The organism is Psychrobacter sp. 1044, from assembly GCF_904846525.1.
In the GTDB taxonomy this organism is placed as follows: Bacteria; Pseudomonadota; Gammaproteobacteria; order Pseudomonadales; family Moraxellaceae; genus Psychrobacter.
The window spans coordinates 1-17,679 of sequence record NZ_CAJHAZ010000031.1 but is presented as its reverse complement, the minus strand read 5'-3'; the positions used below and the strand labels follow the sequence as shown (position 1 = coordinate 17,679).

General features: G+C 40.5%; 9 protein-coding genes and 1 pseudogene. 4 read left to right on the top strand and 6 right to left on the bottom strand.

Going from position 1 to position 17,679, the window contains the following annotated elements:
* The first annotated feature begins 439 nt into the window (after nucleotides 1–439).
* The gene (locus tag JMX82_RS13585; protein WP_045455863.1) at nucleotides 440–1,171 is read left to right on the top strand and encodes a hypothetical protein; all 732 of its coding nucleotides are present in this window, start codon (nucleotides 440–442) and stop codon (nucleotides 1,169–1,171) included.
* A 341-nt stretch (nucleotides 1,172–1,512) separates the two neighbouring features.
* Here JMX82_RS13585 and JMX82_RS13580 read toward each other — a convergent pair whose 3' ends face one another.
* Nucleotides 1,513–2,451, bottom strand: a complete 939-nt coding sequence (locus JMX82_RS13580; RefSeq protein WP_265089329.1) for an aldo/keto reductase — start codon at nucleotides 2,449–2,451, stop codon at nucleotides 1,513–1,515.
* 181 nt (nucleotides 2,452–2,632) lie between these two features.
* On the opposite strand from JMX82_RS13580, the gene JMX82_RS13575 reads away from it, so the two are divergent.
* Complete coding sequence (locus tag JMX82_RS13575; protein WP_201540928.1) at nucleotides 2,633–2,953, top strand: IS630 transposase-related protein; 321 nt, start codon at nucleotides 2,633–2,635, stop codon at nucleotides 2,951–2,953.
* A complete protein-coding gene (locus tag JMX82_RS13570) occupies nucleotides 2,946–3,470 on the top strand; it encodes an IS630 family transposase (protein WP_201540927.1) in 525 nt (174 codons plus the stop codon). The genes JMX82_RS13575 and JMX82_RS13570 overlap by 8 nt, the downstream gene beginning before the upstream one ends.
* Before the next feature lie 86 nt (nucleotides 3,471–3,556).
* Here the strand turns inward: JMX82_RS13570 and JMX82_RS13565 are convergent.
* From JMX82_RS13565 to JMX82_RS13550, 4 genes and pseudogenes are all read right to left on the bottom strand, one after another.
* A pseudogene (locus tag JMX82_RS13565) lies at nucleotides 3,557–3,796 on the bottom strand (transposase); the annotation flags it as partial.
* Between the two features lie 189 nt (nucleotides 3,797–3,985).
* Entirely contained in the window at nucleotides 3,986–5,155 is a 1,170-nt protein-coding gene (locus JMX82_RS13560; protein ID WP_201540926.1) for an HlyD family efflux transporter periplasmic adaptor subunit, read from the bottom strand.
* Entirely contained in the window at nucleotides 5,148–7,448 is a 2,301-nt protein-coding gene (locus JMX82_RS13555; protein WP_201540925.1) for a type I secretion system permease/ATPase, read from the bottom strand. The genes JMX82_RS13560 and JMX82_RS13555 overlap by 8 nt, the downstream gene beginning before the upstream one ends.
* Nucleotides 7,449–7,554: 106 nt before the next feature.
* Nucleotides 7,555–8,982 (bottom strand): TolC family protein, encoded by a 1,428-nt coding sequence (locus tag JMX82_RS13550; RefSeq protein ID WP_227676800.1) that lies wholly within the window; start codon nucleotides 8,980–8,982, stop codon nucleotides 7,555–7,557.
* Between the two features lie 358 nt (nucleotides 8,983–9,340).
* Here JMX82_RS13550 and JMX82_RS13545 point away from each other — a divergent pair, with 358 nt between their 5' ends.
* Nucleotides 9,341–10,072: a hypothetical protein gene (locus tag JMX82_RS13545; RefSeq protein WP_201540924.1), complete on the top strand. Its 732-nt coding sequence runs from the start codon at nucleotides 9,341–9,343 to the stop codon at nucleotides 10,070–10,072.
* A 130-nt stretch (nucleotides 10,073–10,202) separates the two neighbouring features.
* Here the strand turns inward: JMX82_RS13545 and JMX82_RS13540 are convergent.
* Nucleotides 10,203–17,679: Ig-like domain-containing protein (locus JMX82_RS13540; RefSeq protein ID WP_201540923.1), on the bottom strand; the 7,477-nt coding region annotated here is incomplete at its 5' end.

Sequence of the window (17,679 nt, the reverse complement as noted above, 5' to 3'; positions counted from 1 at the left end):
GATGGAAAATGACTTATCCAAATTATTTTATGATGTTTGTCCTAGACATAACACTTTTGTTTTGAACTGACTATATGCAGAAAGAATACCAGAGCTGGCACAAGCACTTGTCGATGAGCAAGCTTCAAATTAATAGTACTCATTGTTTTATCTTTTCGCTAACTGCTATAATTAAAAGTAACAACTCCCCTGGTTTTGCCAATCTATGTGGTTGGAGCTCAAGACTAGGGGCTTTTTATTGTCTGTTTTTTTATTAGTTAGAACAAAAACGTTTAAAGTATATGAGTTTAATTTAAATTAGCAGTCCTTAATCAGTCTCATTACAACCCCTTAATTCAATCTTACCTGTGACCGCTATAAATATTAAAGCGATGCAACCTTCATGTATGAGTTAGATAGTTTGTATGACTATTCAAAATTAATTTGATGAGACTGTTTTATGGACATAACGAATATACCTGATGAAATAAAGCCTATAGCTGTAGTAATCCTTATTATTATTTCATTTTTACCTTTACTCAAGTTTTTTAAAGATAGCTATATTGATTTTGAGATGTCCAAGTTCAAACAAATAATCAATACCAAAGGCTACGAAGATGGACTAAGCGATCAGATGAAAGCAAGTCTTATGGACACAAGAGATAGAGCCGTTTTCAAAAAAATATATGGTTTAAATCTTAGCAAAAAATATAGAGACATTGCATTAAAAATAGAGTGTCAACCTGATACTAATATTGATTGCGAAGATTTAAAGCGAGCTGCACATCATCTAGAATTCAAAGACAGCAATATAGTCGTAAATTACAAACCTTGGTTAATTTTCAATCGAAAGGTAGTGAATGTTTCAGGGTTCTTATATTTTTTGCTCGGTATATTAATGATACTTGTTCCAATTACGGTAGTCTTAATCAACTATTTCGGTCTACCTTTAAGTAAAAAAGTAGAAGTATCAGATCTGATTTTTTGGATTTTTATGGGATGCTTATATTTAGGCATCGCCTACGATCAACTTAGACAAAGAGAAGCTTTAAAAGCTGTAATTAAAATAATAGTTCAATCTGAGAAGCTACCCAATCTGATTAGCATAAATAATAACTGGAAAGGTAAGAATTTTCTTAAAAAGTTAGGGCTTGAGTTTAAATCACCAGACGAAATCGATTTTGAACAGTAAGAGATAATATACATCACACCGTCGTAAAGAGTCTTAGTGAAGATGGTTTTTGGTTAAGATGCTAATCTTGCAATGGTGCGTTTTACGGAACAATTGCATTTTCGATTTAAATGATGCACGAATCGCACCATATATATTCTAACTCCCATTAGCAGGTGCTCGCCAGCCGCGAACATCAATCTTACCAGTAACAACAGCCGATATTAAAGCGGTGCGGCGTTCCTGCATGAGTTGAATGGCTTGTAAGGTTGTAAATATTGGGGTTTTGCATTAGCACCCCTACGATAGCCTAGCGCTGTTTCTCACCACCTGATAAGGTCTATATCATCAATCTTTCTCAACTACTTCTCAATACCACCCCACCCTGCTTCTGGATAACGCTCGCCAGCAATATTACAGGTATTAAATAATTCATCCAGCTTATCTATTTGCTCGGGCTTAAGCGTAATCTTGGTTGCTTGGGCATTTTCTATGAGATATTTTTCGTGACGTGTACCCGCGATAGGAATGACATGCGGATGTTTATTTAGTAGCCATGCCAGACAAAGCTGGGCATTACTGTATTGCCATTCGGTAGCTAGCTTACTGAACTGCTTTACTATCTGCTGATTATTAGTGAGCGCTTCTCCGTTTAAGCGCGGTACAGCATGACGAAAATCGCCTGCTTCCAAACTCTCAGTATCAAGCTTACCGGTTAAAAAAGCCCGTCCCAATGGACTATAAGCGACAAAACTGACACCCAACTCACGACACGTCTCTAATAGCTCCTCTTCTGGTTGCCGCGACCAAAGCGAATACTCGCTTTGTACCGCTGTGATAGGATGAATGGCATGCGCTTGACGCAAAGTCTCGCTTGAAACCTCAGATAGACCGATAGATAGACCGATACCGCGTATATCTCCTTGCTTTACTAAAGCGCTTAACGTCTGCATCATGTCTTCAATCGGCGTGTTGTGGTCACGGCGATGGCAATAATATAAGTCAATATAATCTGTGCCCAACCGCTGTAAAGAGTTATGGCAAGTCTGCTTAATATAATCAGGGCTGTTATCTAAACGACGCTCATATTGATCCTTGGCGCGGACAATACCGAACTTAGTGGCAATCACTATTTGCTCTCGCTGCGCTTTATGTGCGGCTATAAATTGTCCTAGTAACGTTTCATTGTGACCAAAACCATAAGTATCAGCACTATCAAAGAAATTAATGCCAAGATTCAATGCTTTATCAAGTAACGCTAACGATTGACTATCGTCACTGTCTCCATAGAACTCACTCATGCCCATACTGACCCCTGCCTTCAAATCCGTACAGTTAAACCTGAGAGGTTTTAGTTACGCAGCCTGACGATAAAAGTCAAACCACACCTGTCTTGGCGTTTTATAGCCAAAACCCTTTTTGGATTCTAGCCCCACTGTGAGCCTATAGTAAAAGAAACATAAATCCGCTACAGTATATAATATGGCATACTCAAAAGACTACCGACAACTGATCCTGAGCAAGCTTGAAGAAGGCTATAGCATTCGACAACTTGCAGAGGAGTATCAAATTAGCACCAACACTATTCAGCGTTGGAAAACATTTCCTGAGCGTAAAAGACGTCAATTTACCCCGACAAAGATAGACGATGATTTACTGAGAGCTTATGTAGACGCTTATCCTGATGACTATCAGCACGAGCGAGCTCGGTGCTTTAACTGCACTCAAAGAGCGATAGGTATCGCTTTAAAACGAATCGGCATCACCCAAAAAAAAGAGCTTAACTCATCCAAAAGTGGATGATGAAAAACGTTTTATATTTTTTGAAAAGTTAGCGCAATTTAAACTTGATGATAAGCCTATTATCTATCTTGATGAAAGTGGTTTTAAATCTCATGAGAACAGGCCTCACGGTTACTCTAATAGAGGTAAAAAATGCTTTGGACAATACAACTGGCAGCTTAAAAACCAAACCAATGCGATAGGTGCTATTTACAATAATCAGCTGTTCGCTGTTGGACTTTATGATCGCAGTGTCAATAGTGATGTATTTCATAGCTGGGTTGAACAACTGCTGCTACCAAGCTTACCGAAAGACAGTGTAATCGTTATGGATAATGCAACCTTTCATAAGCGGAAAGACACGACTGAACTTATAGAAAGTGCAAATCACACTATTTTATGGTTGCCGCCTTACAGTCCTGATTTGAATCCTATCGAGCAGATGTGGGCTTGGGTCAAACAAAAACGTAAAGAGTGGCGGCTAGATTGTGTTGATACCTTGTTCTTTTATTTCTTATGGCTGTGTGGCAATTTATAAGCTCTTTAACTATAGCTGTTGCCTTATGTCGCTGCAAAGCAGTGCTTTGCTAGTCGTTCCTCATTTAGAATGTCTCGCTCTTCCTAGGCAACTTTGAAATCACGTTTACGGCGTTTATTTTCTTCTAGTATAGCAATGAGTTCAGGGTCATACTGCTTAGTGCCGATAAGTTTGCCTTCATCAGCTTTGTTTTACCAATTAGATAAAGCCTGCATAGCGATACTGAGCTGCTTTGCGGTCGCTGAGACATTGCCATTATTTTCAGCTATCTTCTTGACGGCTTCAGCTTTGAATGTTGCACTATAGGTTCTGATTTTCTTAATCATGTTAAACTCCTCATTGAGTCGTTAGTTTACCAAGTTTGGTTCTACAGTTTTTTCAGCATAGCTCCTCAGCTTTTGAGTTTGAAAAACGGTATTATGATAATTTAACCCTGTCAGGCATTACTGCATCACTCAAGAAGATTAACATTCGATATAGTCGGAGCGATTGAGTTTATTCAGCAGAGCTAACCTCTAACGCTCTCCCAAGCCTTCAGAAAATGTTTTGGTAAGTGGTTTAGTTAGATATGATAATACCGAACGCTGTCGTGATTTGATATCGACAGATGCCGTCATACCGGGCTTAATAACAATTTCATCACGGCGCCCAGAGAATTCAGCTCCCGTAATTTTGATCTGTATACGGTAATACGGTTCTTCGCCTTTTGGCGTTTGCTCCATTAAGGTATCAGGGCTTATATACACAACGTTACCAGTCATCGCACCAAAGATAGAATAATCGTAGGCGTCCAGCTTGACGCTAGCAACTTGTTGCTCCTTTACATAGGCAATATCTACAGGGCTTACCTTAGCCTCAACAATCAAATCACTACTGGTCGGCAATATCTCCATAATGATTTCTCCTGGTTTAACTACCCCTCCAATGGTCGTCACCAAAATATTTTTCACCGTACCATCTGTCGGTGCAAATAATTTCTTTTCTTCTAATACTTGCGAATGATCACGCAATTGCTCAAGTTCAGTATTTAATTCCTCTTGCGCTTTGGTCATCTCTAATTGGGCTTCTTCAAAATATTTATTACGCTTATTAGTAATTTGAGCTTGAATTTCAGCTACTTGCCGACGCAACTTTATGACATCAGCCTGACTCACATCACCATACGATAATAATGGCTCATTCATACTCAGCTCTTGCTGTGCCAAGACCATCATCTTTTGTAGTGAGCTGACATCTTGGTCAATCGCTTGCTTGCGACGGTTATAAAGTTGAGTTTGGTTTTTTATATATTCACTATAGTTCTTGATGCCTTCCGGAAATACTAATGGTCGCTCAAATATCTCAGCCTCAAGACGCGCAAGCTTGGCTTTAAGTGCTGCTATTTTAGAGCCTGAATTAGCAACGGCTGCTTGCGCACGCTCTTCTTCTAAAGTAACTATCAGCTGTCCTTTAGTGACATCCTTGCCTTCTTTGACTAATATCTCAGTCAATACACCACCTTCTACGGCTTGGATATCTTGTGTGCGGGCACTAGCAATGATAGTCCCTGTCGCCCTTGTGACTTGATCAATTTGGGCAAAATAGGCCCAAACAACTAATATGATTATCCCGATCAGCGAGCCCCAAATAATGATGCGCGTACGTCCAACTTTAGGGTCATGAGGTTTATATTTATAGTTATCCATTATCCTGCCCTAAGTTATCACGTTCATCTTTATTTTTTGATGAGATACTTGCAGTCTTATTACTGATCACTTTCACTCTAGGTGTACTGACTTTGATTGACGGTTTATTAGCAGTTTTCTGCTCATCATTGCCTTTTAATTGCTCAAGAACTTGTGCTTTAGGACCATCCATTACGATTTTTTGATTGTCCATAATAATAATGCGATCGACCAATTGGAGGAGTGGCATTTTATGCGTGGAAACAATGAGAGTTTGTCCTTGTCCAAATTCTTTTTTGAGTACCTCAATACATTGTAGTTCTTGCCGATTATCCATAGAAGCAGTCGGTTCGTCCATCAACAATATGGAAGGTTTCGTCAGTAGCAAACGGGTAAATGCTACCAATTGTTTTTGACCCCCTGACAACCCTTTGCCGCCTTCACTAATCGGTAAATCTAAACCACTAGAGTGGCTGGCTACCAGCTTGATCAGTCCAGTCTTGACGAGGGCGTCGCGCATCACATCATCACTGGGCGCTGGTAGGCCAATCAATAGGTTCTCTCGCAGTGTGCCTTCGAACAAACGATGATCTTGTTGCAGATAACCGACTTGTTCACTCACAGACTGACGACTAATCTGCTGAATATCTAATCCGTCTAGTAATATCCTGCCTTGGGTAGGAGCATACAGCCCTGATAGTACTTTTAGTAAAGTCGATTTACCTGAACCGATAGGACCCAATACTGCAACACGCTCACCCGCTGTTATATTCAGGCTACTAATTGCTAGTGCAGGCTGGTCATTATTTTGATAATTAAAAATAACTTTATTTAAATTAAAATTACCAGCGATTTTGCTAGGCGATAATGGATGACTGACACCGTGATTGTCTTGCTCTAGTGAGAATAGTTGTTCAATATTAAGCTTGGCAGCTTTGGCATGCGAATGTTGTACTAGCAAGTTAGGAATAGCCATTATCGGAGCCAAGATACGGCCACCTAGGATCGAGCATGCAATGAGTCCACCCATTGTCATATCGCCTGACATTACTACAAACGAGCCGACAATCACGATACCAACATAGCTGGTCTGTTGAATCATCTGCGACAGATAGCTCAGATTGTCATTGGCATGCTTCATATCCAGATCATTCTTAGTCGTAATGCTCATCACATCAAGCCAACGTGATAAAAACTTCCAATTCCCTGATCCGGCCTTGATAGTCTCGACACCTTCTACTGTCTCAACAAGGATGCCTGTTTTACGATAAGATGCTGCTGCGCCAATTGCCGCAATACTGTCGATTTTTCTACGTGCACCGAATCCTAGTATTATAGCGAGAACAGCGGCAACAATAGGAACCAAAGCCACTAAAGGATTACCAATGATGACGATTAGCGTCACAAATATAATAGCCATTGGAATATCAACAAGACCGAATAAGGTGCTGGCAGTATAAAACCCTCTGACTTGCTCATAACCGCGTAGCTGCGCTGCCATCGAACCCACCGATCCTGGCATTTGATCAATTCGCACATTTAACAGACGTTGGAACACTTCACGGGATAAATATTGATCAAGATTGACCACTACTTTATCCATAATCTTTGAGCGGGCGAACTTCATAAAAGTTTCGAATAAAATAACCAAGCCTACGCCACTTGCCAAAATAATCAGCGTGTACTCGCTACGCGTTGGGATGACACGGTCATAAACTTGCATTGAGAATAGGGATACAGCTAGTGCTAACATATTAATTAAGAATGAGGCGACTACCGCTTCAACGACGATACCACGATAGTTCCTCAAGTCTTTTTTGAGCAATTGATCAAACGAGAACTGCCTACGCTTGCTAGGCTCGTCCCCTAAACGAACACGCAACAGGTGTGAAAACGCGTCACTACGATAAGCGCTTGTCTGTCCCAGTTGACTGAACTGCCATAGTCCTTGCGGATTTTTTTGATTAATGACGCCCCAACCCTGCGTAGGATGCAAAGCCAGTAATGGTAAAAATGCAGCATCTGGTACTGGAAAAACTTCTGGTAATTGCTCAATTCCTAGTTGATTAAGCACACTAATGATACTAGAAAGTGCTAGTAAATCCTGCTGTTGATAAATCACGCCATTTAGCCTGACATTATCAACAGGATACCCTTGCTCCGTTAGTAAGGTATGTAACGCCGCTGACAGCTGTACTGCTTGCGCGTTGTGTAGCTCATCTGATGCTAACGTTATCAACGGTTGCAAATCGGGTGTCACTACCAGCTTACCGTCAGATGTCTGGCTATTTGAATCTGGAACAGATGTACTCATGATGAACATATCCTACTGATTAGCCATATTGTAATAATCACTCAGCGTGAATAAGAAGAGAGCTTTATATTTAAAATGACGTATTTATATTTAGTTGGCTATATATTTAAGGTTCGTCTGATAATAACAAGTTATTATTATAGCTAGTATCAGTAACGTCATAGCTAACATCCTGATTAATAGGATAGGTCTTGATATCGTTATCTTGTCTCACTACAGTTTTCGGTCTAGTATCACTTTGATTCATAAACCAGTTTTTGACGGGGTCTAGAGGATGAAATAATTCAGTTGGCTGACGACTTTTATCGAACTGTTGCCACGACATCATGCCAAAATCAACCTGTAGTTTATAGTAGGCTGCAATAATAGCAGTTCGACTTTCTACCAGCTGTATCTGATATTGTGAATGCTCACGTACTGCATTGAGTACTTCAAGCCAAGATTTGCGCCCAGCGATGAACTGACGGCGATAGGAGCTGACGACAATCTGAGCCCCTGCAACTGCTGCAATTAATGAGCGCTCTTGATCTTGAGCGCTAGCAAATTGCTGATACTGCGTTTGTATGGTTTCAAGTACCAGACGTCTTGATGCTTCTTTTGACTGTACTAAGCTGTTAACGCGTGACTCTGACGCTTTCGCTAACGCTAAATTAGAAAGTCCTGCACCTGGGTCATAGCTAAGCCCTACTGAGAATCCGTTATTATTATCATTGTCATTATTGTTATCATGATAGTAGTCATATTCATATTGCGCATACAAAGTTGGATAACGCGATGACTGTATCGATTTCACCCCTTGCTTGGCGGCTTCAACACGATAATGCTCTTTTATCACTGTGGGACTATAAAAACTGGCTTGGTCAAATGCCATTTTCTCAAAAGCTTGTGAGGAGCTTTTAGCACGGCTAACAATTTCGCTCAAGTTCGGTGTTGGTAAACCAGCCACTGCTATCCGACGTCCCGCAATTTGTTCTAGTCGAGCAATAGCAATACGCTGTTGTTCAACAGCTCCTTGATAAGCATTTTGCTCCTGTAAAATGCGATTAGTGACTAGGTCTAATTCAATACGAGCGGATACACCTTGACTCACACGGCGCTGCATCATTGACTCAAATTCTGCTAGCAGCTGTAAGTTGTCATAATAAACACTCTGTTTAGATACGGCGGTAATATAGCTCTGCCACGCTTCAATAGTAGTTTTAGCAACTTGATTTTGTTGCTCATAAACATATTCTGTCGCTGCTTTATCATCAAATATGGCTTGATTCACATTGGCAGTCAACTTTCCACCCGTCCACAGCGATTGTCTAATCTGTAGCTGTGATATCATTCCGTCCTCTCGGTCATAACCCGTAGATAGCGTTGGAGCTGGTAACATATTCAGCTTTGCCGCACGAATGCTTTCGGTAGTCGCCTGTTGTTCTGCTCGCGCTGAACCTATTAAGGGATGGCTTTGAATCGCTTGATTAATAAGCGTATTCATGTAAGTGTCAGCATTGGCAAATGCTGTACCTGATAATGATATAGATAGCATACTAAAAGCTATGCTATGCCATACTCGCTTCATAGCGAACACTTTATTAATTGATGTTTTCATGGGTAAATTGTACTGATAAACATTCATTCAGTTCTGCTTTAGACAAATGGAAGATGCAAATACTAGCAAATGAGATACATATGATTGACTCATTGGAAATTTTTAATAAAAATGCGAGTCTGTTACTTGTTATATAGGACGACACTTAAGTTTAAAACTTTATTTACCGCCTAAACAAATACTCTAAGAGGCATAATGGTAGAACAATAATATACAGTACAGCAAGAAATTATAACAATTATTTAATATAAACTATCTATTAAATCCCTATTTTTGCCGTATGGATCACAACCTTATGACTCAATTATTACCACCATCTAATCAGCTAAAAAGACCAAAAGACCGATCGCCCGTAGCTATTACGCTAGCAATATTAATCCATGTGTTGGTTACAGTGGTCATCTATTTTACGGTCTTTAATGATAAGGAATCATCAACAGAAGTTTCATCGCTTAATGACAATGGCTTAGTATCCACTTCTGTTATAGAAGATGACGGGTTAACACCATTCGATGATAAAAAAACCATGGCTATCCAATCGAATGACCTGCAAACTAATAAGACAAGTACTACTAACATTAATATGGTAGCAAATACCGAAAATAATTTAGCTGATAAAAATACGCTCATCGCTCAACAGCCAACGTCTACTGTTCAAAACGCGGCACAACAAAATAGTAACTCCTCAGTAGAGCAAGCATCAAGGCTTAATGCTAACAACAATTTAAAACCCAATACTAATTCAGTCCTCGACACTCAACGAGAGCAGCCTGAATATACGCTTAAACAAACTAAAGAATATCAACAATTAGATGCTGACATCGATAAGGATACTGAGCAACTTTCTAAACTTATTGGCGAAGTTAAAAGCTACAATCAAAGCCAGATACAACAGTATCAATCAGACAAACCCTCTAATAAGATTGTAACGGCAGCGCCTTCAGTACAATACGACTACCGTATCACCCCTATTACTTCACTACCAGCAGTCACAGATAGCAAAGATAACGTGCAGGCAGATCAATAGCTTTAATTTTAATACCAAAAGCCATAATTAATTATGGCTTTCGATATGCAGGATAATTAAAAAACCTCAACTTATGAACCGACCCCCATAAGTTGGACACAACTTATGGGGGTCAGTTCACTTGTCCCAATTATATTATCGTAGGGGTAATGTCCGTATCAATATATAACTTCACAGTTGCATCAGTAGCGCTTTGATACTGATTATATCCAGCTTCAGTAGAAGTTTGTTTGGTAAATCCTACTAAAGAGACCAGATCAGCGCTATCACCATCAATAAATAACTTATTATTGCTATCGGTCATGTCAATAACGTCGCTAGTTTTGATATTGAATAACGACTGCTTACCATTACCCGTCATATCAATGGTCTCGATATTATCAAATACCCCTGCATTAAAATTGCTAAAGTTAATGCTAGTATCAGCAATGTTGATTAATAGAGTATCATTACCAATACCACCATCTATCAATAGGTTGTCAGCTGCGAATACTAGCGTATCGTTACCAGCACCGCCACGTAGCGTATCTGCGCCTGCATTGCCGCTTAGGAAGTCATCACCAGCACCACCTTCTAGGATATCTTTACCGCTACCACCGATTAGCGTATCGTTGCCAGCACCGCCTTTATAACTCACGGCTGTATTTTGACCAGAAGCATCGAGAATATCATCTTCTGTCCCACCCTCAAATACAGAGGTAAATTCAATATCAACTAATACTGGTTTGGTCACAGGAGTAGATACGTTACTCATACTGCCAGCAGAGTCAACTGTACTGAGCGTAAATTTGAGATCACCATCAAGTGGTACTGAAGATTGAATCTGCAGATCATTGATTTGCTCAGGCTTGATTCCCGTTATGGTATAGCTATTACCATTCCAAGTGATATCAAGAACAGCGTTAGGATCACTCTTGACTCTAAAGCGTAGCACATCATCGGTTAATGCTGTGCCATTGTCTGTGATAACCATGGTCACGGTTTCACTACCATCTACGTCTATCATACTAGCATTTAGATTCAGTAGTGCCCACTTACCTTGAGAGCCTAATATGGTTGTAGGGTCAAAAGTCACGCCATCAGCGATAGGTATGATATCAAGATCGATAATCAGTGGATCGCTGATGCTACCACTATTATTAATAACTTTTATCTCGATACCTGTTATAGCAGTACCACTAATATTTTCAGGAGGCTTGATGAATATATTGCTAGTCTCGCCATTAACAGCTGCTCCTAAATTAGAAGTGTTTATTGACCATAAGTTATTGCCATCACTATCTATGTCACCGTTATTATTGGCAATTACTTTCACTCCGCTGTTATTGGTGTAGTACACCACATAGCCATCTGGAATATTATCCAGACTAATAGCAGCTGCCGTATCGCCTTCATCGATATTAGTGATTTTATAATTGATAGCAATGAAGCTATCCTCATTACCAATAGCTACCGCGCTAGAGCCATCGGTACTACTGGTTATTTTAAGATTATCAGGCTGCTTTGATACACTGACATTATAAGTATGCTCATAGGTTAGCGTACCGCTATCATGTCCTGCGATATCACTGACTTCTTTGTGCGCGGTATATACCTTAATATTGGCGGTACCATCTGCGTTTTCAGCAGGAGTATATTTAATCGTGATATTATCTGGTGGATTTATACCATTCACAGAACTATCAGTATCTGCCATATTTAAAACATAATAAGTGCCAGCAGGGATATTACCAACAGCATTAGCTAATAATGTAACTGGTAGTAACACATTACCACTAGCGTCAGTCAATACTCCAGCAGGCCCAGTACCTGTGACTAGCTGGGTCTCATTAAGTTGGATATACAACTTGCCATCGATAAGCTGTACATAATCGCCATCTGCTTTATTCTTTAAGTTAATATTAATATTAACAGTAGTATCTTCAGCGGTCTGTATGACCGTGTTTTTACCAGCGGCATCCATTGGATCAGTTAGTGGCTTTATTGTGACCTTAACATCATTTATTGTAGTTACATCCTCACGACCATCACTATCCAAAGCGGTAAATATCACATCAAAAGTAATATCCTGATTGGCTCCAGATACGTTGGTACTAAAGTTGAGCGGTGGTGTCACTGTAATGGTGTCAAGCGCCTGTTCTGGAGTGAGGTTACTGGCTTCTTTAACTTCAATAAGATATATTCCATTGACTTGTTGTATGCTAACATCACCACTACTGCTCTGTACCGCAGTACCTGCTGGTAGATCACTGATAAAGAAAGTATAAGCGATTACGGGTTTTGAGAGACCAGAGACCAAGGTGGCGTTTAATATATTGCCCAATAATATACTGGCATCCTCGTTTGACTGTGATGGTGCGGTTGGCTCTTTGCCAAAATTATTAATCAACGTAGCCGTATTAGTAGGGTCATTACTTTCATCAGTAGGTCTAGTCAGAACGATATTAATAGTTTGAGTAGCACGCGCTTCCCCACCATCACGACCGTCTCCATTGATATCTTGGGTGACGCCAGTTACCTTAATCGCGAACGTACCTTCAGGAATGTTAGGGCTGGTTTTATTAAGCTCCAATACCAGCTGGTAGGTCGCTGAACTGGTAGCAATAGCTGTATTTGGTATATCAACATACCATATACTATCTGACAGTATACCCCCTACTACAATCAGTCCTTCAGGGACATCTGTGACCTCTAAACGGGTAAAGCTCTCTGAACCATCTTTATCTGGTGAATTCATAGCGACGGTTACCGATAAAGTATCATCCATCCCGCTGTTATTAATGGTATTGTCTGTTGAGCTCAGGGTGATGAATGGCTGGTCAGTGACTGCTTGGAAAGTTATATTGACTAGTTGGCCGTTAATAACTGGTGAAGTAGTATTAATAACTGATCCATCAACTAGTGTTGTACTATCGGTATACGTATAGCTAAACGGAATATCGATAGAATTATCACTATGCAACTTATCATTATCATATTTAAACTCCACTTTTTGGCTGGCATTAATAGTAATATTTTGACCAGCAGTAAGTGTCACACCAGTACCATCTAGCTGTAACAGCAAATCATTCGCTAATAAGAAATCAGCAGAGATGATGATCGTCTCTAACGCCTCATAACCTGACGCTTTGTTAGCGACATTCACCGTATCATTGCTCTCAAAAGCAGTTTTGAAATTTATGGTAGTCCACAAATCTTCAGTGGCAATGATTTGCGGATTATTCATTTTACTATCGGCGGCATCTGGTTTTATTAAGATAGAGACTGGTTTGGTACCATGACTAGCACTGTTTCCTGATCCTGTCTCTGTAGTTGTACCCGTAATAGTAAAATTAACGTCACCAGCAAAGTTATTAGGTACTTTTAATTGAGCCGTGTTATCTTTTAGGGCTTCTAGAGTGACTGACCATACTCGTCCTGTACCACTACCTCCCAAGAAGGTAACGCCTGCACCTGACAAGTCAAAACCTGCAGGCAATCCTTTAACGCTATAAACAACCTGTTCCGCTGTTGGCGAGCCATTATCATAAGGATTTATATTACTAACATTAGCGAATAGACTCGACATTGCGATAGTGCTGGTACCATCTACCGTCACCTCATCAGTGACATAATTATAATTTTTGCCATTATCAGTCATCACTTTTAGGCTATCATTGGAGATAGTATCAGCCTTACCATTAACTTTTACAGATAGGGTCAGCTGCGGACTTGGCGCACTAATGTCACCATCGATTTCTGTACTAGTTGAGGATACTTTTAGTGCTACAGTACCACTATAATTCTCAGCTGGGACGAGATATAGATTCTTTACAGCATTCGTATAGTCATTGATGGTTACAGAACCACTTGTGATAGAGACTTCGGTTATCGTCGTGCCATTATCAATATATAGCTTCGCTCCTACTGGGATATCACTGATAGTCACATTATAAGTCTCAGAACCATCATTATCCCGTGAGCTTGGGGTAATCTTTAATGGAATACCCGCAGCAGGATTGATATCAGTACTCATATTGGCAGCAGTATCACGCTTATTACCGCCGACTATTGCTTGATCCTCATTACCAATAGCAGGAGAAACCGCTAATGTCGTTGGATCAGCTACTCCTTTGACTACAAAGGTTAGATAGCTCTCACCACTAACTACTGGCGTAGTACTGGCTCCTGTATCTTCATCATAGTCGATAGTTTTTGCTTGGACTTTTACGACTGTACTAGCGCCACTCGCTAAGTTGTAATCACTATAGTTCAATGGTGGCTTGACAGTGACGCTGTTTAGATAAGCCGCTGGAATATCCACCCCTGAACCATTATCGGTCAGGTTTATGACTACGCTATTTTTGGTATAACTAAAGACAGCACCCACTACTGACGTAAACACACCACCTACGCCATCTACCTTATTGCCAAAGCTTAAGTGAGCATAAGTCTCTTCTGAATCTTTAGGGTTAGCGGTATGAGACTCTTGACCAAAGTTGACGGTATCATCTTGATTTGACCAACCCGTTTGTAATCTAAAGCTACCGTTGGTACCAAGATTAAATGATGCGTCCTCATTAGCCTTAGCTGTATAGGTATGATTTGGATTAATAGTCAAATCATCTATCGCATCACTATCAGTACGTCCACCAACCACTTCGGCAACGGGAGTGACGGTTACTTTTTTAGCGGGTAGCGTCGTTGTAGTTTCTACGTTAACACCGCCATCATCATCGATGTCTTTGCTGGTTACTTTGAACACAAAACTCGCATCTTTTGAGGACTGCGCTGGCGGCTTAATAGATAATCCCCCTAAGAAGGTATTGAGGTTAGTCACACTAGAAGTATCTATACTAATCGTGGTACCGCCTGCTGCCCCTACTGTGCTGCCGCTAGTATTGGTATAGGTCCACCCTTCTAACAATGTAAACTCAATCTTTGTGATAGTCTCAGGGTTAGTGCTGTTAGTACCTGATTTATCATCAAGCACTCTGAAGCCAAAGGTATCAAGGGTAACCGCTGTATCTTCTGTTGTACTAATCGCGTTAGAGGTTATCGCGACTTGACCCGCTACTGGCGTAACCGTTAGGTTGACATTCACTGTACCAATCAGCTCTATAGAGGCATCTTTCTGAATACCAGTAAGAGTTGAGTTAAGATCAGAGTCAGCATCATGATCTTGAGTGTATAGCGATACGGTAATACCGCTCATATCTTTTGAATCATACTCTGCTGACTTAATACTGATTTTTGGCATAGTACCGCCTGCGGCAACTAGACTAGTCCCAGTAATAGCACCACTACCGTTTTGGGTAGCGCCGATTAATAATTGACCAGTAGCATCAACCGTATAGAGCGTTGCTGTACTGCTGCCCGCAGGCGTAAACTCAACGATTGCGCCAGGGTTTAAGCCTTTTAGTACAAAGCCATAAGTCTCTTTATTACCAGTACCGCCTACTAAGTCACCAAAGGTAGTTGTTATCGGCAGTGCAACAAATTCATTTTCTGTACGAGTAACGGTCAAAGTCCTATCAACGACCCCTGCACCTGACTGGTAGCTAAAACTGCTAGCATCGTCGCCGCTTGCGTTGTTAGTAGCGCTATCTGTCACCGCTTGAACATCGACATTAACTTTGACCGTAGTAGTAGCCCCTGCAATGGCGTTGCCTCCTGTAGTCACTATAGTTCCATTACTATCTACCTTAATCACACTACCACTATTATCCACCTCAAATTCTGTGGCGGACATATTGATAGAGATGTTCGTAGCATTGTCTCTAGGCGGAGTTAATTCTAGTCCCTCAAACTCAGCCTTAGTCATCGTAATAGTTGGTGTACCAGGGTTACTAATGATTTTACCTTCGGTCACAAAGTCACTTATTAGTACGGTGATATTGTTACCTGTTGAGGTAAAGCTGGTACTACCATAACTCAATACTGCGCCATTAGGAACGCCACTTAAGGTAATTAAGCCAATACGTTCTGGATTATCAGTAAAGTTGCTAGTCCCATCGAGGTCAGTCTTGTCCGTGATCGTAGGTGCTTTTAGTCCTAGCGCGACTTTTGTATCCTCAGGCGTTGAGACGCTAACTGCCGTGAGACCAGGTCCATCCGATACTGGATCGACGGTAATATTGAGCTTCTCCTCACCATTGAATCGATTAGGATTGGTGCTAGCTAAGCCGTTTGATACTTGTACTGTGATCTCAGGAACTTTGCCACTGAAGTTAGCCACTGGGGTGAAAGTATAGCTGCCATCACTATTAATAACGATGCTACCTATCTTAACCGTATCTATAGTGACATCTTTGGCTGTGTTACTGCCTGTGGTCACGGTTACTAGATAGGACGTACCATTGATAGAATAAGACTCTACCGTTAATTTTTCGCCAAAATCAATATCGTTTGTATCATTGCTAAACAGATTAGCGGCAAGTAAATTATCTTCTTGAATACGGGCTGTATCATTGACCAAAATCGGATTGTCATTAGTACCAGTAATAGTGACCTCAACATAGCGTACGCTACTGCTGCTAAGCTCATTACCATTAGCAACGGTCGTGATACCCTTACCATCATTGACTTGTACGGCATAACGAATAGTAACGCTTTGTCCTACAGGAATAAAATCAAGTGCGGTACTGGACGCATTAATATTCCAATTACCTGAGCTATTATCAGTTTTAGTTACAGAAAATATGTTCTCTAATGCTGTCTTTTGCGCATTAGTCAAGGAAGTCAAAGTATTACCACTACCATAACTGAACTGATTCTGAGCTTTTACATAATTAAGGGTTAAGATATCAGTCGTATCTACATCAGTGAAGTTGATCATCCCTGATTGAGTAATAGATATCTTATCCGTCTGCTCTACAATCTGTTTGGAATCGATAACACCAGCAGCGGTAGCACCATTAGTAATAACAGGTCTATCGTTAGTACCTGTTATGGTGATAGTAAGACTTGAAGTTGAGGTCTGACCATCTTGATCGGTAATAGTATAGGTAAAGACTTCCGTTACTTCCTGATCTTTAGCAAGCGCTTGTACGTTTGCACTGGCATTGTTCAAGGTATAACTATATGAGCCATCAGCATTTTTGGTAACGCTACCATAATTGGCAGTTTCACTACCCCAAGTAAGGTCTTGAGTTGGCGTATTGCCTAGATTATCGTTAGTTAATACGTTACCAGTTACGTTATATGATCCTAGATCTTCTGTAAGGGTTTTGGAATCAGGATTGGCATTAGGATTTAGATTCGGATAATCCAAAGTAATGGTTGCTTGATTGGATTTTAGACCACCAGTGTCAGATACCACATATTTGACAGGTGTTGGATCAGAATTAAAGTTGCTAACAGGAGTAAAGGTGACAGCACCTGTCGTAACATTAACCGTCCAAGTGCCCTCACCTTTGACTACTAAACTTGTAACCTCATTACCTAAAGAATCAATAAGCTTAACTGTTTTTGGATCAATATTACTTTCAAGATCCGCGTCATTGCTAATAACGTTAATGGTAGTTGGCTGTCCACTTATACCATTGCTATTGTCATTCACCGCAATCGGTGCATCATTGACCGCCGTGACGGTGATGGTCTCTGTAGCAGTATCTGTACCGCCTTTG